Origin of the sequence: uncultured Ruminococcus sp., assembly GCF_946415235.1 — a bacterium.
In the GTDB taxonomy this organism is placed as follows: domain Bacteria; phylum Bacillota; class Clostridia; order Oscillospirales; family Ruminococcaceae; genus Ruminococcus.
The window spans coordinates 1-22,504 of sequence record NZ_CAMKRR010000016.1 but is presented as its reverse complement, the minus strand read 5'-3'; the positions used below and the strand labels follow the sequence as shown (position 1 = coordinate 22,504).

General features: G+C 48.5%; 24 protein-coding genes and 3 tRNA genes. 15 read left to right on the top strand and 12 right to left on the bottom strand.

Features of this window, described 5'->3' with window-relative positions:
• Window positions 1-65: 65 nt before the first annotated feature.
• On the bottom strand, window positions 66-791 hold the full coding sequence (locus tag Q0R37_RS05570) for a zinc ribbon domain-containing protein (RefSeq protein WP_294752293.1): 726 nt from the start codon (window positions 789-791) through the stop codon (window positions 66-68).
• Window positions 791-2,386 (bottom strand): MBL fold metallo-hydrolase, encoded by a 1,596-nt coding sequence (locus Q0R37_RS05565; protein WP_294752292.1) that lies wholly within the window; start codon window positions 2,384-2,386, stop codon window positions 791-793. The genes Q0R37_RS05570 and Q0R37_RS05565 overlap by 1 nt, the downstream gene beginning before the upstream one ends.
• 447 nt (window positions 2,387-2,833) lie before the next feature.
• Between Q0R37_RS05565 and Q0R37_RS05560 the strand changes: the two genes are divergently transcribed.
• The 4 genes from Q0R37_RS05560 to Q0R37_RS05545 are packed head-to-tail and all read left to right on the top strand — an operon-like array spanning window position 2,834 to window position 4,488.
• The gene (locus Q0R37_RS05560) at window positions 2,834-3,313 is read left to right on the top strand and encodes a DUF2975 domain-containing protein (protein WP_294752290.1); all 480 of its coding nucleotides are present in this window, start codon (window positions 2,834-2,836) and stop codon (window positions 3,311-3,313) included.
• Between the two features lie 19 nt (window positions 3,314-3,332).
• Window positions 3,333-3,791 (top strand): hypothetical protein, encoded by a 459-nt coding sequence (locus Q0R37_RS05555; protein ID WP_294752288.1) that lies wholly within the window; start codon window positions 3,333-3,335, stop codon window positions 3,789-3,791.
• A 30-nt stretch (window positions 3,792-3,821) separates the two neighbouring features.
• Window positions 3,822-4,262, top strand: coding sequence for a DUF2975 domain-containing protein (locus Q0R37_RS05550; protein WP_294752287.1), 441 nt, complete (start codon window positions 3,822-3,824; stop codon window positions 4,260-4,262).
• Window positions 4,263-4,269: 7 nt separating this feature from the next.
• On the top strand, window positions 4,270-4,488 hold the full coding sequence (locus Q0R37_RS05545; RefSeq protein ID WP_294752285.1) for a helix-turn-helix transcriptional regulator: 219 nt from the start codon (window positions 4,270-4,272) through the stop codon (window positions 4,486-4,488).
• Here Q0R37_RS05545 and recG read toward each other — a convergent pair.
• From recG to polA, 7 genes are all read right to left on the bottom strand, one after another.
• Entirely contained in the window at window positions 4,485-6,521 is a 2,037-nt protein-coding gene (recG, locus tag Q0R37_RS05540; RefSeq protein WP_294752284.1) for an ATP-dependent DNA helicase RecG, read from the bottom strand. The genes Q0R37_RS05545 and recG overlap by 4 nt on opposite strands.
• Before the next feature lie 74 nt (window positions 6,522-6,595).
• A complete protein-coding gene (locus Q0R37_RS05535; RefSeq protein WP_024861514.1) occupies window positions 6,596-6,856 on the bottom strand; it encodes a stage V sporulation protein S in 261 nt (86 codons plus the stop codon).
• A 123-nt stretch (window positions 6,857-6,979) separates the two neighbouring features.
• Window positions 6,980-7,750 carry a TIGR00282 family metallophosphoesterase gene (locus Q0R37_RS05530; protein ID WP_294752283.1) on the bottom strand — a complete coding sequence of 257 codons (771 nt, stop codon included), beginning with the start codon at window positions 7,748-7,750 and terminating at the stop codon, window positions 6,980-6,982.
• A 9-nt stretch (window positions 7,751-7,759) separates the two neighbouring features.
• Entirely contained in the window at window positions 7,760-7,969 is a 210-nt protein-coding gene (locus Q0R37_RS05525; protein ID WP_294752282.1) for a DUF4236 domain-containing protein, read from the bottom strand.
• A gap of 19 nt (window positions 7,970-7,988) precedes the next feature.
• Window positions 7,989-8,999 (bottom strand): tRNA (adenosine(37)-N6)-threonylcarbamoyltransferase complex transferase subunit TsaD, encoded by a 1,011-nt coding sequence (tsaD, locus tag Q0R37_RS05520; protein WP_294752281.1) that lies wholly within the window; start codon window positions 8,997-8,999, stop codon window positions 7,989-7,991.
• Window positions 9,000-9,023: 24 nt separating this feature from the next.
• Complete coding sequence (locus tag Q0R37_RS05515; protein ID WP_294752279.1) at window positions 9,024-9,482, bottom strand: GNAT family N-acetyltransferase; 459 nt, start codon at window positions 9,480-9,482, stop codon at window positions 9,024-9,026.
• 5 nt (window positions 9,483-9,487) lie between these two features.
• Window positions 9,488-12,025: a DNA polymerase I gene (polA, locus tag Q0R37_RS05510; protein ID WP_294752278.1), complete on the bottom strand. Its 2,538-nt coding sequence runs from the start codon at window positions 12,023-12,025 to the stop codon at window positions 9,488-9,490.
• 253 nt (window positions 12,026-12,278) lie between these two features.
• On the opposite strand from polA, the gene Q0R37_RS05505 reads away from it, so the two are divergent.
• The 3 genes from Q0R37_RS05505 to Q0R37_RS05495 all read left to right on the top strand — a co-directional run bounded on the left by Q0R37_RS05505 (window position 12,279) and on the right by Q0R37_RS05495 (window position 16,144).
• A complete protein-coding gene (locus tag Q0R37_RS05505) occupies window positions 12,279-13,919 on the top strand; it encodes a DNA mismatch repair protein MutS (protein WP_294752277.1) in 1,641 nt (546 codons plus the stop codon).
• Between the two features lie 166 nt (window positions 13,920-14,085).
• Window positions 14,086-14,445, top strand: coding sequence for an Asp23/Gls24 family envelope stress response protein (locus tag Q0R37_RS05500; protein ID WP_294752276.1), 360 nt, complete (start codon window positions 14,086-14,088; stop codon window positions 14,443-14,445).
• Window positions 14,446-14,488: 43 nt separating this feature from the next.
• A complete protein-coding gene (locus tag Q0R37_RS05495; protein ID WP_294752275.1) occupies window positions 14,489-16,144 on the top strand; it encodes a DAK2 domain-containing protein in 1,656 nt (551 codons plus the stop codon).
• A gap of 157 nt (window positions 16,145-16,301) precedes the next feature.
• On the opposite strand, the gene Q0R37_RS05490 is transcribed toward Q0R37_RS05495, so the two are convergent.
• From Q0R37_RS05490 to rsmD, 3 genes are read right to left on the bottom strand one after another with little or no spacing between them, the layout of a single operon-like run.
• Window positions 16,302-16,793: a vacuolar-type H+-ATPase subunit H gene (locus tag Q0R37_RS05490; protein ID WP_294752274.1), complete on the bottom strand. Its 492-nt coding sequence runs from the start codon at window positions 16,791-16,793 to the stop codon at window positions 16,302-16,304.
• Window positions 16,794-16,798: 5 nt separating this feature from the next.
• Window positions 16,799-17,290 (bottom strand): pantetheine-phosphate adenylyltransferase, encoded by a 492-nt coding sequence (coaD, locus tag Q0R37_RS05485; RefSeq protein ID WP_294752273.1) that lies wholly within the window; start codon window positions 17,288-17,290, stop codon window positions 16,799-16,801.
• Window positions 17,287-17,844: a 16S rRNA (guanine(966)-N(2))-methyltransferase RsmD gene (gene rsmD, locus Q0R37_RS05480; protein WP_294752271.1), complete on the bottom strand. Its 558-nt coding sequence runs from the start codon at window positions 17,842-17,844 to the stop codon at window positions 17,287-17,289. Before rsmD ends, coaD begins: the two co-directional genes overlap by 4 nt.
• Window positions 17,845-18,375: 531 nt before the next feature.
• Between rsmD and Q0R37_RS05475 the strand changes: the two genes are divergently transcribed.
• The 8 genes from Q0R37_RS05475 (at window position 18,376) to Q0R37_RS05440 (ending at window position 22,424) form a co-directional block, all read left to right on the top strand.
• Complete coding sequence (locus Q0R37_RS05475) at window positions 18,376-18,759, top strand: GntR family transcriptional regulator (protein ID WP_294752270.1); 384 nt, start codon at window positions 18,376-18,378, stop codon at window positions 18,757-18,759.
• Window positions 18,752-19,630, top strand: coding sequence for an ABC transporter ATP-binding protein (locus tag Q0R37_RS05470; RefSeq protein ID WP_294752269.1), 879 nt, complete (start codon window positions 18,752-18,754; stop codon window positions 19,628-19,630). The genes Q0R37_RS05475 and Q0R37_RS05470 overlap by 8 nt, the downstream gene beginning before the upstream one ends.
• The gene (locus Q0R37_RS05465) at window positions 19,631-20,386 is read left to right on the top strand and encodes an ABC-2 transporter permease (protein WP_294752267.1); all 756 of its coding nucleotides are present in this window, start codon (window positions 19,631-19,633) and stop codon (window positions 20,384-20,386) included.
• Window positions 20,386-21,117: an ABC-2 transporter permease gene (locus tag Q0R37_RS05460; RefSeq protein ID WP_294752265.1), complete on the top strand. Its 732-nt coding sequence runs from the start codon at window positions 20,386-20,388 to the stop codon at window positions 21,115-21,117. Before Q0R37_RS05465 ends, Q0R37_RS05460 begins: the two co-directional genes overlap by 1 nt.
• Window positions 21,107-21,976, top strand: coding sequence for a type II CAAX endopeptidase family protein (locus Q0R37_RS05455; protein ID WP_294752263.1), 870 nt, complete (start codon window positions 21,107-21,109; stop codon window positions 21,974-21,976). The genes Q0R37_RS05460 and Q0R37_RS05455 overlap by 11 nt, the downstream gene beginning before the upstream one ends.
• Before the next feature lie 213 nt (window positions 21,977-22,189).
• A tRNA-Val gene (locus tag Q0R37_RS05450) sits at window positions 22,190-22,265 on the top strand.
• Between the two features lie 3 nt (window positions 22,266-22,268).
• Window positions 22,269-22,345 (top strand) — tRNA-Asp (locus Q0R37_RS05445).
• A gap of 3 nt (window positions 22,346-22,348) precedes the next feature.
• A tRNA-Phe gene (locus Q0R37_RS05440) sits at window positions 22,349-22,424 on the top strand.
• Window positions 22,425-22,504: the final 80 nt, after the last annotated feature.

Here is a 22,504-nt window from a genome sequence, read left to right as displayed (position 1 = left end):
ACAGGGGCTTGAAGCCTTATTGACAACAGTAAAGCCATGAAGCAGTATGCAGCTGCTCCATGGCTTTACATTTTTTTGCTGTTGGAATATCTTCGTCTGACATTCATCAGAAGTGCCGAAAGAAAGATGTATGACTTGGTATTGGATACGAATCGGAGTATCTCGGGGTCTTCCGACATATTTATCTTCAGGAGAACACGGGACGCCACGAGTATAAATCCGAAAACTACGAGCATACGGCTCTGGGAGATAGTGAAGTCCTTCAGTATCATGCGTATCATGACCGCAAAGAATACTGTAACGAGCAGCGCCGAGAAGATATCCATTGCGATGATACCGTAGAGATAGGACATATAGCTCCTGATTATATACGAATAGTTTTTATACTCCTTAACTATCTGGGCAAGCTCCACCAATATCCCCGCAGCGGGGAAGATCATCAGCAGAGGTGATCTTTCACTGACCATAAGTATGGCAATGAATAGTATGAATATAAGCGGCAGCAGACCTGCTGAAACAGTATATATCACGGTGGAGGTGTGGCTGTTCTCCACCATGCCGAAATAACTGTCGTCAAATGATCGGATATTTGATCTTATATCCAGAATGTTTTTTATGCCGTTTACTGCACAGATAACTGCGTAAATGAAAGTCAATACAAGTAATACGTAATATAGGGATTTGCTTGAATGTTTGTAGGAGCGGCGGTCAGACTCGCTCATCTCCTCACAAAAAGGACATTTTTCTGCATTATCGTCTATTCTGCTTCCGCATTTCGGGCAGGCGCGCATTACAGCTTCCAGTCATCACAGAGCTTGTGTATTGCTTCTGTGAGCTGCCTCATATCTGCATTTGTCCTGCCGTCGGAGTCTCTGATAAGAGCTGCAAGTCGGTCGGAAGCTGCCACAAGATCGCTGTAGGCAATGTTGAAGTTCGCGCTGTTTTTGCGCTTGGGTATCGGTATAGGCTCAGCATCAACAGTTATGATATTTTCGGCTATGTCGAATTCCGCACCGCTGAAAGGAGCGTATACCTCAGCGCCCAGCTCGTCCCGCAGACGCTGTGCAAAGCTTTCCGAGGAGTTTGCCTCGCCGTGGTTGATAAAGAATCTCTGAACTCCCGATACGGACTTAGCCCAGTCAAGGAGCCCGTTCATATCGGCGTGACCGCTTATACCGGGGAGCTGTGTTATACGTGCGGCGACCTTTACTGTCTCGCCGAAGAGCTTTACGCGCTTTGCGCCGTCAACGAGGGCTCTGCCGAGGGTATTGCTTGCCTGATAGCCGACAAAGAGTATGGTATTCTCCTTTTTCCACAGGTTATGCTTGAGGTGGTGCTTGATACGTCCTGCCTCGCACATACCGCTGGCGGAGATGATGACCTTCGGGCGGGGGTCGTCGTTAATGGTTCGGGAGTCGTCGCTGCTGACCGTTCTTATAAGGTCGTCGAAGCTTATGGGGTTGATGCCCTTGCGGACGAACTCAAGAGCTTCCTCGTCATAACAGCTTTCGCGGTTGCTTATGAATATATCCGTAGCTTCATTTGCAAGGGGGCTGTCCACATAAACGGGGAAGCCGTCATGCTTGTTTACAAGTCCCTCGGACTTGATATGGCGTATGAAGTACAGCATTTCCTGCGTTCTGCCCACTGCAAAGGACGGTATGATAACGCTTCCGCCGCGGTCAAAGGTCTCCTGCAATACTTTAGCAAGAGAAGCTGTATAGTCCGTGGGGCGGTCGTGAACGCGGTTTCCGTAGGTGGACTCCATAACAACGTAATCGGCAGAAGCTATATACTGCGGATTTCGTATGAGAGGCTGCTGGGTATTGCCGATATCGCCCGAAAAGGCAATAGTTTTGGTAACTCCGTCCTCAGTGAGGGTGAGGAGTATGCTCGACGAGCCGAGAAGATGACCTGCGTCGCGGAAGAGCACCTTTATACCCTCGCAGACCTCGAATTCCTTCTCATAGCGGTGAGGCACAAAGAGCTCGATAGCGCCGATAGCGTCGTCCATAGTGTAAAGGGGCTCATAGTCGGGCTCGCCGCGGCGGGCAGCCTTACGGCTGCGCCATTCGGCTTCAAATTCCTGTATGTGAGCGCTGTCACGGAGCATTACGGAGCAGAGGTTAGAGGTTGCCTCCGTAGCGTGTATCTCACCCTGAAAGCCTCCCGAATACAGCAGCGGGAGAAGTCCCGAGTGGTCTATATGTGCGTGAGTAAGAAGAACGAAATCTATATTTGAAGGAGAGACAGGTATCTGAACATTTTCAAAAATATCCTCGCCCTGCTGCATACCGAAATCCACAAGGAATTTCTTTCCGCAGGCTTCTATAAAGGTGCAGCTTCCCGTGACCTCATGGGTAGCGCCGATAAAAGTCATTTTCATTGAAAAACCTCCCTTTAATCATAATTCATAATGCGTAATTAATTGTGTCGGCTTACGCCGACGGATTTAAAATAATTTCAATCCTCTCTGCTAAATGGCGGACACCAATAATTACGAATCACGCATTATAAAACATAATTTTGCTCCGCAAAATTAAGTTTTATCTTACTTATATTATATCACATTTCATTGTCTTTGTCCATAATAAAACTGTGAAAAATGACCGAAACCCAAAATCTTCCGCTTGACGTTTAACGATAAACGATAAATTTTTATCGTGAAATTTGCACAGCCGAGTACCAAGCATAGTATCCGTTTTATGTTTAAACATACAATATTTAATGATAAACGATAAAAAGCTATTGACAAACATTAATTGCCGTGGTATCATATACTCACAGACGGAGAACAGCTCCGAAGTAAAAATAAATGAATAGGAGAAGGATCATGGACAACACAAAATTAACATCAAAGATCAAAACGATCAGCAGAATATCGGTAGCAGGAGTAATAGCATATCTTGCGATTGCGGTATACAGCTCTTTCCCTGACGCAAAGTCCGGTTTCATAGACGGCTGGAACTCTGTTGACGACGAAGCTGAGGTGGAGGTTTGGGCTGCATTGCTTGGATTCATCTGCTCCGCAGCAATGATAACGGCTCTTGTTATTACAATAGTTGCCGGCTTGCAGCTTCTCTTTGGCATGAGCCGCGGAGCTTCGCCCTTTACCGAAAAGTCAAGCCGCGCGATAAAGAATATGGGCGTAGGTCTTATAGTTTTTGAGCTTACAAGAGCGGCATTCCTGTACATTTCGGAAGAACGCATCGAGCTTGGAATGCTCTGGCTGGCAGGAATGGTGCTGTATGCATTTTCACTGGTGTTCCGCTACGGCACCGCATTGCAGAAAGAATCCGACGAGACACTGTGAGCAGAAAGGCGGCAAGTGTATGGATAAAAAACAGCTTTCACGAAAAATAAAGTGTATAAGTCATATAAGCCTGATCGCTATGGTGGTATATGTTGTGTTGGATACTTTCGGATTTTTCCCCGCAAAGCGCTCATATGAGCTGAATTTCAGCGAACACTCGCTCCCCGAGAACATTATCGGCGGTATTTCAATGGCAGCTGTAGTTTTCTGTGCAGTAGCAGAATTTGTATCAGCTTTCATGCTGCTGAACGACCTTAGTAAAAAGCGCACTCCCTTTACCCTGAGGATATGTAATTTACTGCGTAATCTCGGTGTATACTTCATTATTGACGAGATAGCATCGGCAGTGTTCGTTTTTATAGTCAGCAGAGAGATAAGGATAGAGCTGTTTTGGTTCGCGGGACTTGTACTCTACGCATTTTCGCTGGTATTCCGCCACGGAAAACGCTTGCAGAAGCAGTCCGACGAAACATTATAAATAAAAAGAAAGAACAAGGGAGAGTTTAAAATGAATAAAAACATCTCAATCATCAAAAGGAGCAGCCTTGTGATCGCCATATTATCGCTTCTGGGTGCGGCTATGTATGTTGTAGCGGGTATCAGTGTGGAAAGAATGTCTGCCACACTGCTGCGGAATTATATTTCCGCAGTTGGAATAGGCTATTTTATCAATGCCGCAGCTCTGGCTGTTGCAGCGCTGATCTTTTTCAGGATATTCCGAAGCGGCAGACCTTTTACCCGCGGAAATATCTGGGCGGTAAGAGGCATTGCAGGATTTTTTATAGTTAAATGTCTGATACAGGCAGTGCTTGAAGGAAAAGATCTTGGCATATTCAAGGCAGTCATAGCAGGAGGAGATTCTATCTTTTTTGCTGTTCTGTTTCTGGTGATCGCTGAGATACTGCGCTACGGCAGGCTTCTCCAGACAGAATCCGACGAGACGTTATGAGGTGAGTATGTCAATAATTTTAAGACTTGACCGCGTTATGGCGGACAGAAAAATGAGCCTGAACGAGCTTAGCGAACGTGTTGGGGTAAGCAATGTTAATCTTTCAAAGCTCAAAACAGGCAAGGTGAGTGCCATACGCTTTTCAACGCTGAATGCCATATGCAAGGCTCTCGGCTGCCAGCCGGGAGATATACTGGAATTCATCGACGACGGCGAAAACGGCTAACCTATTATATCTCTGCTGAAAAGCCGCATTACATCCATTTTCAGTGCACGGTTCTGCGGCTTTTCCAGCATCGGATCCTCCGCAAGGAGCTCCTTCGCACAGTTCTGAGCGCGGTTCATGAGCTCCATATTGCAGGCGATATCCGCTATTTTAAGCGGCGGCAGACCGTGCTGTGCATTGCCGAAGAAGTCTCCCGGGCCGCGCATTTTAAGGTCCTCTTCCGATATTTTGAAGCCGTCCGAGGTCGACGACATTATCTTCATTCTCTTTACACATTCGTCGGAGGTATTGTCCGTAATGAGTATGCAGGTGCTCTCGAAGCTTCCTCTGCCCACACGGCCGCGGAGCTGATGCAGCTGGGAAAGTCCGAAGCGCTCGGCGTTTTCGATTACCATAACAGCTGCGTTCGGGACGTCAACTCCCACTTCCACAACTGTAGTGCATATAAGCACCTGTATCTCGCCGTCACGGAACTTCTGCATTACCTTATCCTTTTCGGCAGCTCTCATCTTTCCGTGGAGAAGAGCAGTGGTATAGCCCTTAAGATCGCCTTGGACAGCGTTTTCCGCATAGGTCTTTACAGCGAAGAGCTCGCTCTCGCTTTCCTCTATCATTGGGCAGACCACATAAGCCTGTCTGCCCTCGTCAAGGCGTTCCCTGACGAAGCCGAACGCACGGCTTCGCAGCTTTCCCGTGACCGCATAGGTCTTTACGGGCTTCCTGCCCTTTGGGAGCTGAGTTATTGCCGATATATCAAGATCTCCGTAGATTATGAGTGCCAGTGTCCTCGGTATTGGGGTCGCGGACATTACGAGCTTGTGCGGAGAATCGCCTTTTTCTGCAAGAGCAGCACGCTGGGCAACGCCGAAGCGGTGCTGCTCGTCTGTTATAACAAGGCCGAGGGAGCTGTACTCTACGTCCTTTTGTATGATAGCGTGAGTACCTACAATGACGTCTATCTCTCCCGCAGCTATTTTTTCGCGTATCTGAGCCTTTTTCTTTGCGGTGGTCGAGCCTGTGAGCAGACATACGTTCACGCCGAAGGGCTCAAGAAAGTCGCTGAGTGTGCGGAAATGCTGTGAAGCAAGTATCTCCGTAGGAGCCATAAGTGCCGACTGTACGCCGTTTTTTGCGGCAAACCAGCAGGCTGCGGCTGCAACGGCGGTCTTTCCGCTTCCAACGTCGCCCTGCAAGAGCCTGTTCATGGGAACGCTTCTGCACAGGTCGGCGGTTATCTCCGAGACAGCCTTTTTCTGGTCGTCCGTGAGCTCGAAGGGAAGCCCTTTCATAAACTCCTCCGCCTGTTCGGGGCAGCTCATTTTAAAAGCAGTGCTGCGGCGGCTTCGGGACTTCATAACGGACATACCTATCTGCAATTTAAGGAGCTCGTCAAAGGCGAGTCTGCGCCTTGCGGTCTCGGCGGCAAGCTCACTTTCGGGGAAGTGTATATTCTCCAGAGCCCACATGAGGGGACAGAGGTCGTATCTCCGCATGATATCGTCCGAAAGCGTCTCAAAGGGCTCGTTACGCATTATTTCAAGAGCCTGACGCATATTTGTGCGTATCATATTCACGGAAAGCCCCTGTGTAAGGTGGTATTTCGGCTGTATGAGCACTTTTTCCTCCGCACTTATATACACAGGGGAGCTTATCTCCTTACGCAGCAAAGTACCTGTGACCTTGCCGTACATATAGTACTCCGCGCCCTCTTTCAGCGTCTGAAAATAGTACACATTGTTGTACACAACTATAAGGATATCGTCCATGCCGTCCGTAGCGGCTGCCTTGCATATGACAAGACCTCCCTTGATGCGCTGGGGAGGCATTTTTTTGAATACAGTCAGCTTCAGCACGCTGTACTCGCCGGGCACAGCCTGTCTGACAGGCACATGGGTGCGGAAGTCGAGATAATCGCGGGGGATATGATATATCAGCTCATAGGGGGTGTTCACGCCGAGCCTGCGGTATTTCTCGCCACGAGCCTTTCCCACGCCCTTAAGGTATTCTATCTCGCTGAAAAGTGTAGTCGCCATAAATACTCCTTGGTTCTCTTATTCTAAGACATTAAAAAGGGCGGACATTTTGTCCGCCCAGTGTGTTTTACCGATTATCTCTGCTCGCAGATAAGCTTGATAGCGGTTCTCTCTTCACCGTCGATCTGGATATTGGCAAAAGCAGGAATGCAGATAAGGTCAATGCCGATAGGAGCAAGATAACCTCTTGCTATAGCTATGGCTTTTACTGCCTGATTTGCTGCACCAGCACCGACTGCCTGAACCTCAACAGCCTTCTGTTCTCTTATAACGCCGGCAATAGCACCAGCTACAGAATTCGGTGATGAGTGTGATGATACTTTCAGAATTTCCATTACAAATAACCCTCCTGATATAAATATTTGTACGTTTATTGTCAAATGCCTTTAGGCTATTGTACAATTGTATTATAACTTATTATAAAGAAAAATGCAATAGTTTTTAGCAAACTTTGTAGACTATCTTATAATTATTCTTTCTATTTTGTGCGATTTGCCACATTTTTCATCAAAATTAACTATAGTTCCACAAAGGAAGCAGTCTCCCTCTGCCACCTGGAATTTCACGGGCATCCTGAACCTCAGCCTGTCCACCGCAGAGTTGATGTCCACACCGAGACAGGACAGCTCGGGACCGACCATTCCCACATCGGTAATATATGCAGTATGGCTGCCGAGTATACATTCATCCGCTGTCTGTACATGGGTATGAGTTCCGAAAACTCCGCTGACCTTTCCCGTAAGGTAATGTCCCATAGCCTTTTTCTCGGAGGTAGCCTCCGCGTGGAAGTCCACAAAGATATTTGGTGTATCTATCTCCTCAAGAAGCCTGTCCATAGTGCTGAAGGGATTGTCAAGGGGGTCCATATATACAGTTCCCATGAGGTTGACGACTGCAACGGAGTAAGCCCCCATGTCCATGATGCGGATGCCGCTGCCGACGCAGCCGCCCTCGGGATAGTTTGCGGGGCGCACGATATAGTCATACTCAAATATCTCCATAGCGTCCTTGTGGCGGAAGGAGTGATTTCCCGTGGTTATGACGTCAGCTCCCGCACTTACGAGCATATCCGCAGAGGCACGGTTGATTCCGTTTCCCTGTGCTGAATTTTCACCGTTAACGATAGTAATGTCGATATCGTGAGCCTTTTTCAGAGCGCCGAGCTTCTCCGTGAGGAACTCGCAGCCTGCCTTTCCCACGACATCACCGATAAATAGCAGATTTTTCATATTATTCCGTCACTTTTTCTTTTTTCCGCCCAAGTTGGTATCGTATGAGATACCTGTACCCTGAAGGCTGACAGTGGCTTTTTTCTTGTCGTTGACGGTGAACTTAACCTTTTTGCCCGCTATAGTAGGGCCGTCAACAGTGATGCTGCCGCCCTTCTTATTCTTGTTGAATTTGAACAGCTTGCCTATTTTAAAGCTTTTTTTGAAATGAAATCCCATGACAGCTTCTCCTTTATCATCATATATCTTCCATAGAAAGTGTAGCCACTGCGTTGAGGCTCTCGTCGGCGGTGATGCCCGCAAGCAGGTTATAGCTTCCCTGACAGGCTATCATGGCGCCGTTGTCGCCGCAGAGCTTCTTTTCGGGCATATAGAACTCAAAGCAGTGCTCATTGCAGGCTTCCGCAAGAGCAGCGCGTACTCCCGTATTGGCTGAAACGCCTCCTGCGAGAGCGACCTTTTTATAGCCGAGAGCTTCGGCGGCACGGATGGTCTTGTCCGTGAGGATATCCGCGATAGTCGCCTGCAGGCTTGCGGCAAGGTCGTTCCTGTTTATGTCAATGCCTTTCTGCTCTGCATTGTGGAGCAGATTTATCACGTTCGTTTTCAGACCCGAAAAGCTGAAATCGAACTCGCTTCCCGCCACAGCAGGGTGTGGGAGTTTAAAAGCGTTCCTGTCGCCCGACTGCGCGGCATTGTCGATATGCACACCGCCGGGATATGGAAATCCCATTGCACGGGCGCACTTGTCAAAGCACTCTCCTGCCGCGTCGTCGTGAGTTCTTCCCGCAACGCGGAATTTGGTATAGCTCAGCACCTCGATTATATGGCTGTGGCCGCCGCTTGCCACAAGGCAGAGGTACGGCGGTTCAAGCTCGGGGAAGGTCAGATAGTTTGTGGCTATGTGACCTGCGATATGGTGTACGGGTATGAGCGGTTTTCCCGAGGACATGGCGAGTGCCTTTGCAAAGCTGACTCCGACCAGAAGAGCTCCGATAAGACCGGGTGCATAGGTAACGGCGATACCGTCAAGGTCCGCAAGGGTCACCTGCGCCTCATCAAGAGCCTGCCTTACCACTCCGAGTATATTCTCGCAGTGCCGCCGTGAAGCGATCTCGGGCACAACTCCGCCGTATTTCCTGTGCTCCTCTATCTGAGTGGATATGACCGACGAGAGTATCTCACGGCAGTCCTTTACCACGCTTGCGGCGGTCTCGTCGCAGGAGCTTTCTATTCCGAGTATAAGCATAAAATAATTCCTTCTTTTAGTGTTTTAAGCAAGTTTGCGGACCATTACATCCGCATCCTCGACGGGATCGCTGTAAAATCTCTTGCGGATCCCCGCCTTTTTAAAGCCGAAGCCCTCATAAAGGGATATAGCGGCTTCATTTGAATGTCTTACCTCAAGAGCTATTGTCTCAACCTCTTTCGGGAGACCTGAGAAAAAGTCGTTGAGGAGCATTGTTGCGATGCCCTTTCTGCGAAACTTCTTGGCGATCGCAAGTGTCAGTATCTCGCCCGTATCGGACGAATTGAAGCCTGCAAGTACACCTGCGGGCTCTGACATACAGTATACTGCGATAACTATGCCGGTAGGCATAGCGGCCTCCGAGATAAAATCCTGTGCCGACCAGTTTTCCGAGTCAAAGCACTCGTGATCGAGCTCGGAGAGCTCTTCAAATATACATAACGGAAAGTCTTCTGTGATCCTCTTAAGATTAAATTTAAACATAATTATCAGCCCTTTGCGTCGTACCAGCTCTTGCCCTGATGAACATCGACTGCGAGGGGAACTCTCATATCGTAAACGCCCTGCATTTCCTCCCTGAGAAGCTCCGCACACCTGTCGGCGCAGGCGATGTCTGACTCGATGATAAGCTCGTCGTGTACCTGCAGTATGAGCTTAGCGTTGAGTTTTTCGGCTTTGAGGCGGTTATATACGTTTATCATTGCTATTTTTATGAGATCTGCGGCTGTACCCTGAACGGGCGTATTCATTGCGATACGCTTGCCTGCCGCCTGTAACATTTTGTTGGACGATGAAAGCTCGGGGATACGGCGTTTTCTGCCGAACATAGTAGTAACATAGCCGTCCCTGAATGCATTGTCCACTGTGGTTTCCATGAAGCTGTTTACTTTAGGGTATTTTGCAAGGTAATCGGCGATATATTTCTTTGCCTTCTGTACAGAGGTACCGATATCCTTTGCAAGGGAGAATGCTCCGATACCGTAGATGATACCGAAGTTTACGGCTTTTGCGGCGCTTCGCATCTCGGGAGTCACCATGAACAGCGGCATATCGAATACCTGTGCCGCAGTTGAGGCGTGTATATCCTCACCCGAATTGAAGGCTTCCGCCATATTCTCGTCACCGCATAGGTGAGCCATGACGCGCAGCTCGATCTGACTGTAATCGGCGTCGATAAGTACCTTCCCTTCATCGGCAGTGAAGAACTTTCTCATCTGCGCTCCCAGCTCTGTGCGGACGGGGATATTCTGCATATTCGGCTCTGTGGAGCTGATTCGTCCCGTCCTTGTTTCGGTCTGTCTGAACCATGTGTGTATGCGTCCGTCAGGTGCTGTTTTGTCGAGAAGTCCCGCAACATATGTGGAATTCAGCTTTGTGTACTGTCTGTACTTGAGCACGTTGTCGACAATGGGAGCGTAATTTCTCAGCTCCTCAAGCACCTCCGCATTTGTGGAATAGCCGCTTTTGGTCTTTTTCTTTGCAGGCAGTCCCATTTCCTCAAAAAGCACTGTTCCCAGCTGCTTTGGAGAAGAAATATTGAACTCGTGTCCTGCCTCGTCGTATATCATCTGCTGAGTTTCCTCGATCATCTCCGAAAGATATACTCCGAAGTCCTCAACGCCTTTCCTGTCGATGAGTATGCCGCTGTCCTCCATGGAAGCGAGCACCTCTGTCAGCGGGAGCTCCACCTTTTCGAGAAGCTCTGTCATGCCCTCGGACTCTATCTCGGCTCTCAGTTTACCGATAAGTCCGTGCAGTGACAGCAGCTCCGCAAGCTCGCCGTTTTCGCTGTAGTAGTGCGTTCCGTACTCGGCGCAGAGCTTATCCACGGCGTAATCCGAGGCTGAAGTGTTCAGCAGATAGCCGCATATGGAAGCGTCATTACGCAGGTTTTTCAGCTCGCCCCCACGAGACATAGCCCAGCGGTAATGTGCCTTTGCGTCATCTGTGGATTTGCCGCAGTCCGATGAAAAAAATGCCAGTATGAGCTTTTCGTCCTCTGTCTCATAAACGCTGCTGCCGCTGCGGACAGACAGCTTCCCTTCGCGGAAAAGGTACTCGCATTGGTCGAGTCCTTTTATGATATCCTCTGTGAGAGCGCTTACCTCTGCGTTTATCGCCTCTGCTTCCTCAGCCCTTGCCTCGGGAGCGGAATTGGTGCTCTCGGCGGCGTTTATGCCCAGCTTATCAAGGAGCTTGAACATTTCCAGCTCTGTGAGCATACGTCCTATGGCAGCCTTATCGGGTTCACCGAGCCTGTAATCTCCGAGCTCCTTGTCGATGGGAGCATCACGGACTATAGTCGCCAGCCATTTGCTCTCCTTTGCGGACTCAGCTCCTGCCGCAAGCTTGGCTTTTACGCCCTTTGTGAGGGAGGACTCCTCATACTTCTCATAGAGGGCCTCAATGCAGCCGTACTCCTTTATGAGCGCCGAAGCGGTCTTTTCGCCGATACCTGCAACACCGGGGATATTATCCGAGCTGTCTCCCATGAGAGCCTTAAGGTCGATGAGCTTTATGGGCTCAAAGCCGTAGTCCTCCTTAAATCTTTCGGGAGTATAGCAGATATTCTCCTTGTTCGTTGCAAGTATGACAGTGACCTTGTCGTCGATAAGCTGCAAGCTGTCACGGTCGCCCGTGAGCACGTAGCACTCGTTGCCGCTGTCGGAGCACAGCTTTGAGAGAGTGCCGAGAACGTCGTCCGCCTCGTAGCCCTCACATTCCACGACCTTTACGCCCATTAGCGTCAGCAGCTCTTTGACTTTCGGGAGCTGCTCTGCAAGTTCGGGGGGCATACCCTTTCGGTTCGCCTTGTAGTAGGAGACAGCCTTATGGCGGAAGGTAGGCGTCCGCAGGTCAAATGCGACCGCCACCGCGTCAGGCTTCACATCCTCTGTGTTACGCAGATAGATGTTCATGAAACCGAAAATTGCGTTGGTAAATTGCCCTTTCTTGTTTGTGAGCAGCTTTATTCCGTAGAAAGCTCTGTTGAGAATGCTGTTGCCGTCTATTGCGAGAAGCTTCATTGTGACCTCCGTGAGTAAGTGTATTGGTCCGACATTTGAACCGTATATCGTTATTTTTGATTGCTTAGTTACTATGATACCATAATTTTTTATAATAATCAATACGGAAGATAGATTTTTTTGTGTAATGACGTATAAAATTTTTGAATTTTTTTGTTTATTTGTGCAACAAATAGTCAAAATTGACGAAAACTTGAAATTATTTTCTACAGATGATATAATAAATAAAATGATATATCGGGAGTGGTAAAATATGAAGATCATCTTGATACCTGCCGTAATTGCAGCAGTCATACTCATTACGGCAATTATCAGCATCAGGAACAAAAAAGCCGTGGAATACTATCTTCGTCATTCCTACGGTGACAGAAAGCGCGTAAAGGACGACGTTCTTGACAGAATGGAAGCCATAGCACTGCTTTACGAAATCGAAAAGAAAAATTACAGCTCCTCGGAGCTTGTGGACGGGGTCACATGGGACGACCTCGATATGAAGTCGGTCTTTGTCCGCGCCGACCATACCGACAGCTTTGCGGGGGAGCAGTGCCTCTATTCGTCCATGCATATACTTAGCGACAACGCTCCAAATGCAGTCAGTTACGGAGATACCGCCGAGTTTTTCGACAAGAATGAGGAAAAGCGCCAAAGTGTGAGGAAGCTCCTCCACAACGTCGGCAAGCCCATAAACGGCTATTATTCCGTAAATATAGCAGATGATGCGGGAACGGGACAGCTCCCGTACAGACAGGTGTATCCCATTCTGCTCATTTCTCTTGTCACACTCGGAGTTCTCGGACTGATCCTGAGAAGTCCGTTCCTGCTCATGCTCTGCCTCGGGAACTATCTTCTTAACCTTGTGATACATATTTTCCTCAGGCAAAGCTTTGAAACAAGGCTGGAGTCCCTTTTCTCAATGGGGCTTGCCATAAACGCAGGCTTTTCCATAAGCAGTATAGTCCCCGAGCTCTCGGGAGAGGTCAGTGGCAGCCTTAAGAAGCTGAAAAAAGCTGCTGCCATCATGAATATGCTGAATATGCAAAAGAGCATGATGAGCTCAGACGATCTGCTGTCCACGATCATTTCCTATGCCACAGGACCTCTTATGCTGGATATGATACTATATAGTAAAGGTCTGGACGAGATCTCGGACAAAAAAGAGGACTATCTTAAGGTACACCGATTTGTGGGGGATATCGACTGCTCAATAGCAATAGCTTCGTTCAGGAAGAGCCTTGACGCATACTGCGTCCCCGAGATCGTTGAAGGAAAGAAGCTTGAATTCAGGGGAGTTTTCCACCCGATGCTCTCCGATCCCGTGGCAAACGACATCACTCAGGAGAGGAATATGATACTTACGGGCTCGAATGCCTCGGGAAAATCCACATTCATCAAGTCGGTTGCCATAAATCTTATACTTGCACAGACCATATGCACCTGCACGGCGGAGTCCGCCTGTGTGCCCCGCTACGGCGTCATAACGTCAATGGCTGTGCGTGACGACCTCGCCTCGGGGGAGAGCTACTATATCCGCGAGATAAAGTACCTCAAACGTATGACAGAGTGCGTAAAGCAGGGAAAGCTCCTTTTCCTTGCCATAGACGAGATACTCAAGGGCACCAACACAAAGGAGAGGATAGCCGCTTCAAAGGCTGTGCTCCGCTATTTCAACAGTGAGAACTGCATACTCATGGCAGCGACCCACGATATCGAGCTTGCGGAAGCCTTCGAGGGAATATATGACAACTGCTATTTCTGCGAAAAGCTGGACGAAGACGACATAATTTTCGATTACAGGATACACAAGGGCATATGCCGCTCAAGCAACGCAATAAAGCTTCTGAGCGTTATCGGTTTCCCCGATGAGATAGTCAGCTCAGCACTTTCGGAGCTGTGATATGCCGCCTATCACCGCCTGCCGTGACGCATTTTCTGCGCTGCGGCAGTTTTTTCAAAATATTCTTCCGTTCGGGACTTGTAAATCAAATAAGTTTGTGATATAATTATTTAGATAGCGGTCTTTTTTGGCGCCGCAGAATTTTTACCAAAGGAGTGATGACCACATGGTAGACTTTGAAAATCATATCGGAAAGATAACTATTTCGGAGAATTATCTCAAAGAACTGGTAAAGCACGCTGTCAGCGACTGCTTCGGCGTTGCGGACGTGAGCAATGTCAGCACCTTCCGTTCTGCCGTTTCCGCTCTTACAGCAGGAAAGGCTTTCAGAAAGAACAAGGGAGTACTGATACGCACCGATAAGGACGGAGGTCTTATCGTAGACCTGCATATCAAAGTGACATATGGTACTAATATCACTGCAGCCGTAAACAGCATTACTCATAAGGTCAGCTTCACATTGGAGGAAGCGGCAGGAATAAATGTCCACAAGGTCAACGTATACGTTGACGATCTTAACGCTTGATACGTAAAGGTCTTACCTGTTTACAGAATTGGAGGATTTAACTGTGATAAACGGTTCTTTACTCAGAGATGCGATAATCTCCGCAGCTGTTACCATTGCAAACAGAAAGCGCGAGGTCGATGAGCTGAATGTATACCCCGTTCCCGACGGCGATACAGGAACTAATATGTCAATGACCATAGGCAACTCTATAGCAGAGCTTAAGCGCCTTGACTCAAAGGCTCCCGTATCCGAGGTAGCTTCCACAGCAGCTTCGGCATTTCTGAGAGGCGCAAGAGGAAACTCGGGCGTTATACTTTCACTTATATTCAGAGGATTTTCAAAGGGACTTGCAGACTGTAAGGAAGCCAAAAGCGAGAACTTCAGCGACGCTCTGCAATTCGGCGTGGAGGCTGCATACAAGGCTGTGATGAAGCCTGTTGAGGGTACTATCCTCACGGTAGTCAAGGCTGCCGCAGCAAAGGCAAACGAGATATGCGCCGAGACCAATGATGAAGTCGCATTCTGGGAAGAGGTCTGCGATGAAGCTGAGGCTACGCTTGCAAAGACCACGGATATGCTCCCGCAGCTCAAAAAGGCAGGAGTCGTTGACGCAGGCGGAAAGGGTCTGTGCATAATATTCAGAGCTATGTGCGATGTATTCGCAGGCGGAAAGATAGCCGAGCCCGAGGAGGCTCCCGCTGCTCAGGAGACCTCGTCCGATTCCTTCAGAACAGCCGTAAGCGAGTACGACGACGATATCACATTTACATACTGTACGGAATTCATGCTCGAAAAGGAGAGCGGCTGCCCCGATGCGTCAATTCTCAGGGCTTACCTTGAGACTATCGGCGACTGCGTAGTGGTAGTTGACGATGAAAAGATAATCAAGGTCCACGTACATACGGACAATCCGGGCAAGGCTATACAGAAGGGGCTTGAGTTCGGCCACTTCACCAACGATCCGCGCCCGAAGATAGAGAATATGCGTATACAGCACGAAAACAAGGTCAAGGACGCAAGAGCTGCCGAGGAGGGACTTACTCCCGCAGAGCCCGAGAAGGAATTCGGCTTTGTTGCAGTTGCGGCAGGTCACGGTCTTGAAGCCATGTTCACGGACCTCGGCGCAGATGTTGTAGTCAAGGGCGGTCAGACCATGAACCCCTCTACAGACGATATACTCCGCGCTATACTGAAAACTCCCGCGAATACGGTATTCGTGCTCCCGAACAACAAGAACATAATCATGGCAGCAGAACAGGCTGTAAAGCTCACGGACAGAAAGGTCTGTGTGCTCCAGACAAGGACTATACCTCAGGGTATAGCAGCAATGCTGGCATTTGACGACAGCCGCAGCCTTAACGATAACCGCAAGGATATGACAAAGGCATTTGAGAAGGTCTCGACGGGACTTATCACCTTTGCCGCAAGGAATTCGGAATTTGAGGGCCATCAGATAAAAGAGGGCGAGATACTTGCTCTCGATAACGGCAAGCTCTCATTCACCGAGCGTGATATAAACAAGGCTACATACAAGCTCGTGAAGAAGCTCGCAAAGGGCGATGTGAACTATGTAACCCTTATCCACGGCGCAGACGTATCTGAGGAAAACGCCGAGGAGCTCCAGAAGTTCATACAGTCCAAGCTGGGCGACAAGATAGAGGTAATGCTCGTAAACGGCGGTCAGCCTGTTTACTACTACATTATTTCAATAGAATAAAATTAGGGGGCGATGCTGCATCGCCCCTTTGGTTTTATCGTTATATCCCGGGTGGATAATATCCGCCCCTACTTTATCAGAAAACGAACAAGCCCCGCGGCTAAGCCGCGGGGCTGAACTTTTATATCGGCAGCGGACACTGCAAGTGCCGCTTCTTTTACTGAATTCCGTTCTTCTTGTCGTCCATGCCGAGACCTGATGACACAGTGCTTCCCAGCTTGCTCTTTACGACCTTGATGCTCTGGAGATTTCTTGAGTAGTAGCTCTCTGTATCGTTGAGCATCTTTGCAACTGATGCTGCTGCGTTCTGCTGAAGGTTCTTTGAGGCTGTCTGAGCCTTGTTGAGCATATCCAGCGCCTTCTTCTTTGCTTCTGTAACGATAGCCTCTCTTGATACTATCTGAGCTGCACGCTCCTCAGCCTTTCTTATTATAGACTCTGCGTTGAGCTTTGCTTCATTGAGGATACGCTGGCAGTCGAATTCGATCTTCTTAGCCTCTTTGAGCTCGTGAGGCATATTCAGACGGACGTCGTTGATGAGCTCTCTCATGCGCTCTCCGTCTATTACCTTCTTATGTGCTACAAACGGAACTGAACCTGCCTTATCGAGGAGTTCATCCATTTCTTCTAAAATCTCATCAATGCTCATAGTAATTACCTCTCCTTAATTAGTCTTTGTTTTATATCATCGAGTATCTCGTTGGGAACGAAATGACTTATATCGCCGCCGAAGTATGCTATCTGCTTTACAAGACTTGAGCTGAGATACATATTCTCGGTAGCTGTAGTAAGGAATACTGTTTCTGCTCCCGCATACAGTTTTTTATTGGCAAGAGCCATCTGGAATTCATACTCAAAGTCACTGACGGCTCTCAGGCCCTTTACTATGGCGACAGCGCCTACGTCTCTCACGTAATCCGCAAGGAGACCGTCGAGAATGTCTATAACAACATTGTCAAGGTCGCGTGTGACCTGTTCTATCATAAGCATACGCTCCGTAGCCGTGAAGCTTGGCTGTGCCTTTCCCGCATTTCTGGAAATAAGGACTATGACCTTATCAAAGAGCTTTGAGGCTCTTGTGATTATGTCAAGATGTCCGAGCGTTACGGGGTCAAAGCTTCCCGGGCAGACGGCGATCCTTCTCATTCCTCAGCCACCTCCTCGGACGGTTTGCAGAATATGGTTACATTGATCTTTCCGTAGTGGTAGGTCTTTCTCAGCGTCATTCCCTCGGGAGCTGCGGGCTCTTCCGCATCGCTTTCGTACTCGCATATTATAGATCCGCCGTCGTTGAGCTTTTTTGCTGCAAAGGGGAGTATATTTGCGATATGGTTATAGCGGTAAGGCGGGTCGAGGATAATGATGTCGAAGGTCTGGGCGGTGAGCTTGATATAATCGTAGCTGTCACGGTTTACGACCTCTGACTGACGTTCAAAGCCTGTATTTCTCAGGTTTTCGTTCACGCATCTTATGGAGCGCAGCGAATTGTCTATAAAAACGGCGTGTCCTGCGCCTCTGCTGAGGGCTTCTATACCCATCTGACCGCTTCCTGCGAAGAGGTCGAGAACTTTAGCTCCCTCAAGCTCGAACTGAACGGCTGAAAAGATGCCTTCCTTGACTTTATCTGCTGTAGGCCTTACATCAAGACCCTCGGGCGCGACAAGCCTGCGGCCTCTTGCAATGCCTGTGATAACTCTCATGTTTTAGTGCTCCGAAGCCGCAGAAATGACTGCGGTTTCCGCATTTACGGTATACGGATACCGAATTATATACACTATATTATATATTATTTTTCGTTGCTTGTCTATATTATTTCTTAAAAATAGGCGATTTTTACTAAAAAAGACTGTTTTTAATTGTCTATCATATACACATTTAAGTTATTAGTGAATAGAGAGTAGGGGCGGCGTTCTGCCGCCCGCGCTTAACAATACAATTAACATGAACCCATGTAGGGACGCACATTGTGCGCCCGTAAAACATCAAATGGCAATGTGCAGGGGCTGATGCCTGCATCAGCCCGACAATTTTAACGAAAAGGCACGGGGGCGAGGACGCCGTCCCCTACAGCCTATCTTAATTTCGTAGAAACCTGCGGGCAGATAATATCCGCCCCTACTATGCACTGATACCTGAAAAAATTTGTGAAAAAAATTTTGGCAGGGGTATTGACAAGTGTGTATATAAATGTTATAATGTGTATAACGTATATATACAATATGAGGTGGACTATGGATATTATTATCAGCAACTCATCGGGTGAGCCTATCTATCAGCAGATATCTTCTCAGATAAAGGGGCTTATCCTCAACGGTACGCTGAAAGCAGGGGACGCTCTGCCTTCCATGCGTACACTTGCACAGCAGCTCCGCATAAGCGTTATCACTACGAAACGCGCTTATGAGGACCTCGAAAGGGACGGCTTTATCGAATCCTATACGGGCAAGGGCAGCTTTGTCAAAGGTCAGAACACCGAGCTTCTCAGGGAGGAGTATCTGCGCCAGACCGAGGCTCTGCTCGCTCAGGTATGCGATAAGGCGAGACAGTGCGAGCTCAGCCTTGACGAGCTCAGGGAAATGCTCGAGCTGATTTATGGAGGGGAAGAAAATGAATGACTATGAAAATGCTATTGAAATTAAGGAACTGACAAAAAGGTACGACGGCTTTACTCTCGACAAGGTGAGCTTCAGCGTGCCGAAGGGCTCTATCATGGGCTTTATCGGTCAGAACGGCGCAGGCAAGACCACTACTATCAATGCTCTGCTGAATATCGTCCGAAAGGACGAGGGCGAGATACGTCTCCTCGGACTTGACCATGAAAAGGACCAATACGAGGCAAAAAAGCAGATAGCCGCGGTGTTTGACGAGCTGCCCTTTGACGACAGGCTCAATGCCATAGCTATCGACAAGATACTCCGGGAGATATACGAGGAGTGGAACACGGATACCTTTTTTGGCTATCTTGACCGCTTTGCGCTGCCGAGAAAGAAGAAGTTCGGCAAGTTCTCAAAGGGTATGAAAATGAAGCTGCAAATTGCGGCAGCTCTTTCGCATAATGCCAGGCTTCTCATTATGGACGAGGCTACGACGGGACTTGATCCTGTTGTAAGGAACGAGATACTGGATATATTCCTTGAATATCTGCAAAACGAGGAACATTCCATACTCATGTCCTCACATATCACATCCGACCTTGATAAGATAGCGGACTGCGTTACCTTTATCGACAAGGGAAAGGTGCTCATAAGCGGCTACAAGGACGATATCCTTGACAGTCACGGTATACTCAAATGCACAAAGGACGACTACAAGGACATTGACGCCGAGGACATAGTAAGCGCAAGGCTGAACGATTTCGGCGCGGAGATAATGGTGTCCGACAAGGCTTCATGCAGCCGTAAATACTCGGGAGCTGTCATTGATCCCGCAACTCTTGAGGATATAATGATATATTATGTAAATCGGGAGAAAAAGGAGTGGAGATGAATGAAAGGTCTTATCTATCGTGAGTTATACCTTATCCGCAAGACGACCGTTACCACGCTTCTTGTCTATTTCGTATTTGTCGCCATGATGTCTTTGGTATGCATAAGCACTTATGCAGGCAATCTCAAAGGCGAAGAGGGCGTGATAGAGATATTCTATCCGCAGGCATACTTCTATGCGGCGTGTATCGCCCTTGTCGGTATGGGCTACGGACATAACGACATCATTCAGAAGGACTATCAGTCACGCTGGCAGCTCTTTTCCTATACTCTTCCCGTAAGCGATAAGAAGATAATTGCGTCAAAGTTCATAGTGCGCGGTATATTGCTGCTTGCAGGTCTTGTGCTTGCAATTTTGGCAGAGGTGATAATAGCTGCTGCGGCGAAAATGCCCGTAAGTACGGATCATATCAAGAATATCCTTATCATCGGAGCTTTGATGACTGTGGGCTTTTCGGAGATACCTCTTATGCTCCGCTTTAAAAATCAGAACAAGGCAGCGATTATCACGCTGCTCGCGTGTGCGCCGATTCTGGCGGCTTTCGTATATTTCGCGTGGAAATTCACGAAGTTCTGTATGGCTGAAGCAACAAGGCTTTACGGAGAGGCGACAGACGTGACTATGGCGAAGGTGTTTGAGCCTTATTTTGAAAAAGCACGAAATATAGGCTTTATCGCCGCACCGTTCTTTGTTGTCGGCGTAGTGGCGCTGTTCTATGTGTGGGCGCTTAAGGAGTACAGAAGGAGGCGTTACTGATGACGGGATATCTTTATAAGGAATTCAAACTCAATATCCGCCTTGTACTTCTTTTTCTTCTGACATATCTGTTCTTTTCTGCATGCCCGATCTTTGCGGTAGTAATATCTAGAGATGAGGATACTACCGACAAAGCGGTGACGATGATACTGGGAGTGTTCTGCGTTTTCGTGTTTATTACGGCAGGCTGCATACAGAGCGGAGTTTTCAACGGCGACGACAGAAAGAAGTGGGCTTACTTCGTTACCTCGACCCCATCGGGGATAAAGGGACAGATAGGCGCAAAGTACCTGTTCACAATGCTGTTTGCCATGTTTGTCGTGACCCTCGAAACGCTGAAATTGTCACTTGCTGAGGAGATCACTGGACAGACGAGCGGACTTTCCGTGCTTATTGCGGCGATGTTCTATGTGCAGCTGTTTATGAGAGCCGTGGAGTATCCGCTGATAGTGCGCTTCGGGGTGAAAATGGGAAGCATGGTAAAGATAACGGCGGTATGCGTTGCCATTCTCGGCTTTATAGTGTATATACTTTTCGGCGATACCTCCGCCTTTGCAAGCATGGATACCTTCTGGGAAAGAATGTTTGCCTTCGTGGGAGATCCTGACAAGCTGAAAAAGCTGCTGCTGTGGACAGGCATATGCACACTTGCTGTACTGCCGCTGTACTATATTTCCTACAGGATATCCGTGAAGCTGTACCTGAAAGGAGCTGAGAATTATGCCAAGTAAGAAAAAAACTCTCCTTCGTATATTCATATACCTTGTACTGGCTTTCGCTCCTGCTTTTGCGATAGAGCTGATATTCTCGGACAAGCAGGGCAGCGTGACCAATGCTTTCTGGGGAGCTACCCTCATGCTCTATCCTGCCATAGCTTCGATTATCACGAGACTTGTCACAAAAGAGGGCTTCCGTGACGCAATGCTGGGCTTCGGAAAAAGAGGCAGCGGAAAATACTACGCGGCAGCAGTCATATATCCTGTATTGCTGCCCTTTGTGAGCGCTCTGATACTTCATCTTTTTATAGTGGAGAACGGAAGCATCTCCGAGAGCGCCTTCGGAAGCGATATCGTAATGGGTGCGGCTACTTTGCTGATAGCGGTGATATCGGGCATCGCAACTGCCTTTCACGGACTCGGTGAGGAGCTCGGCTGGAGAGGCTATCTCACGCCTAAGCTGGAGCAGCTCATGCCAACTCCTGCGGCGATAGTCGTAACGGGTATCGTATGGGCACTGTGGCACGGACCTCTCCTTGCATACGGCTACGACTTCGGCAGGGACTATGACTTTTTCCCTTACGGCGGCTTCATAGCAATGATAGTCATGTGCATATTCTGGTCGGCTGTGCTGACATGGATGACAAAGCGGACGGGCTCGGTATATCCTGCGGCGCTGTGCCATATGCTCATAGATACGGTGTCGACAAGTGTATTGCTGCCCTTTGCTTACAACGCGGACGGGGAGAAGTTCACGTACAGGACCAACGAGTTCTGGACGCTGATAATATCGGTATTCCCAATGATAATAGTATGCGGAGCTGTATGCATGGTGCTTCTCTGCAAAAAGAATAAAAAAACGGCAAAAGCCTGACAGGGGACAAAGGAAATAATATAAACGGGGTAAATAAAAGATATAAAAAGTGAGCAGCGGGTCTGCTCACTTTTTCTTCCTGTTATCGGCTGTTTTCAGCGGTTTTCGAGAGTTGTCAAAAAAATCTCAAAAAAATTTTCAAAAAATGCTTGACAAACCTGAGATACTGTGATATAATTATTTTCGTCGCCGAGGATACGGCGTCTGCGAAGTGGGGGTTTAGCTCAGCTGGGAGAGCATCTGCCTTACAAGCAGAGGGTCACAGGTTCGAGCCCTGTAGTCCCCACCAAATGGCCTCGTAGTTCAGTTGGTTAGAACGCCTGCCTGTCACGCAGGAGGTCGACAGTTCGAATCTGTTCGGGGTCGCCATGCGCTTCTGTAGCTCAGTCGGTAGAGCAGGGGACTGAAAATCCCCGTGTCGTTGGTTCGATTCCGACCGGAAGCACCATATAGAACGCTTCCGCGTTCTATATATAATGCGGATTTAGCTCATCTGGTAGAGCGCCACCTTGCCAAGGTGGAGGTAGC

Bases quoted from the DNA above. Each gene is read 5' to 3' on its own strand.
- recG (WP_294752284.1), bottom strand. From the start codon at position 6,521: ATGGCGACTACACTTTTCAGCGAGATAGAATACCTTAAGGGCGTGGGA.
- Q0R37_RS05475 (WP_294752270.1), top strand. From the start codon at position 18,376: ATGGATATTATTATCAGCAACTCATCGGGTGAGCCTATCTATCAGCAG.
- Q0R37_RS05555 (WP_294752288.1), top strand. From the start codon at position 3,333: ATGGATAAAAAACAGCTTTCACGAAAAATAAAGTGTATAAGTCATATA.
- Q0R37_RS05490 (WP_294752274.1), bottom strand. From the start codon at position 16,793: ATGAGCATTGATGAGATTTTAGAAGAAATGGATGAACTCCTCGATAAG.
- Q0R37_RS05470 (WP_294752269.1), top strand. From the start codon at position 18,752: ATGAATGACTATGAAAATGCTATTGAAATTAAGGAACTGACAAAAAGG.
- Q0R37_RS05500 (WP_294752276.1), top strand. From the start codon at position 14,086: ATGGTAGACTTTGAAAATCATATCGGAAAGATAACTATTTCGGAGAAT.
- Q0R37_RS05525 (WP_294752282.1), bottom strand. From the start codon at position 7,969: ATGGGATTTCATTTCAAAAAAAGCTTTAAAATAGGCAAGCTGTTCAAA.
- Q0R37_RS05570 (WP_294752293.1), bottom strand. From the start codon at position 791: ATGCGCGCCTGCCCGAAATGCGGAAGCAGAATAGACGATAATGCAGAA.
- Q0R37_RS05465 (WP_294752267.1), top strand. From the start codon at position 19,631: ATGAAAGGTCTTATCTATCGTGAGTTATACCTTATCCGCAAGACGACC.
- Q0R37_RS05545 (WP_294752285.1), top strand. From the start codon at position 4,270: ATGTCAATAATTTTAAGACTTGACCGCGTTATGGCGGACAGAAAAATG.
- Q0R37_RS05550 (WP_294752287.1), top strand. From the start codon at position 3,822: ATGAATAAAAACATCTCAATCATCAAAAGGAGCAGCCTTGTGATCGCC.
- Q0R37_RS05505 (WP_294752277.1), top strand. From the start codon at position 12,279: ATGAAGATCATCTTGATACCTGCCGTAATTGCAGCAGTCATACTCATT.
- Q0R37_RS05515 (WP_294752279.1), bottom strand. From the start codon at position 9,482: ATGTTTAAATTTAATCTTAAGAGGATCACAGAAGACTTTCCGTTATGT.
- Q0R37_RS05535 (WP_024861514.1), bottom strand. From the start codon at position 6,856: ATGGAAATTCTGAAAGTATCATCACACTCATCACCGAATTCTGTAGCT.
- rsmD (WP_294752271.1), bottom strand. From the start codon at position 17,844: ATGAGAGTTATCACAGGCATTGCAAGAGGCCGCAGGCTTGTCGCGCCC.
- Q0R37_RS05530 (WP_294752283.1), bottom strand. From the start codon at position 7,750: ATGAAAAATCTGCTATTTATCGGTGATGTCGTGGGAAAGGCAGGCTGC.
- polA (WP_294752278.1), bottom strand. From the start codon at position 12,025: ATGAAGCTTCTCGCAATAGACGGCAACAGCATTCTCAACAGAGCTTTC.
- Q0R37_RS05455 (WP_294752263.1), top strand. From the start codon at position 21,107: ATGCCAAGTAAGAAAAAAACTCTCCTTCGTATATTCATATACCTTGTA.
- tsaD (WP_294752281.1), bottom strand. From the start codon at position 8,999: ATGCTTATACTCGGAATAGAAAGCTCCTGCGACGAGACCGCCGCAAGC.
- Q0R37_RS05565 (WP_294752292.1), bottom strand. From the start codon at position 2,386: ATGAAAATGACTTTTATCGGCGCTACCCATGAGGTCACGGGAAGCTGC.
- Q0R37_RS05460 (WP_294752265.1), top strand. From the start codon at position 20,386: ATGACGGGATATCTTTATAAGGAATTCAAACTCAATATCCGCCTTGTA.
- Q0R37_RS05560 (WP_294752290.1), top strand. From the start codon at position 2,834: ATGGACAACACAAAATTAACATCAAAGATCAAAACGATCAGCAGAATA.
- coaD (WP_294752273.1), bottom strand. From the start codon at position 17,290: ATGAGAAGGATCGCCGTCTGCCCGGGAAGCTTTGACCCCGTAACGCTC.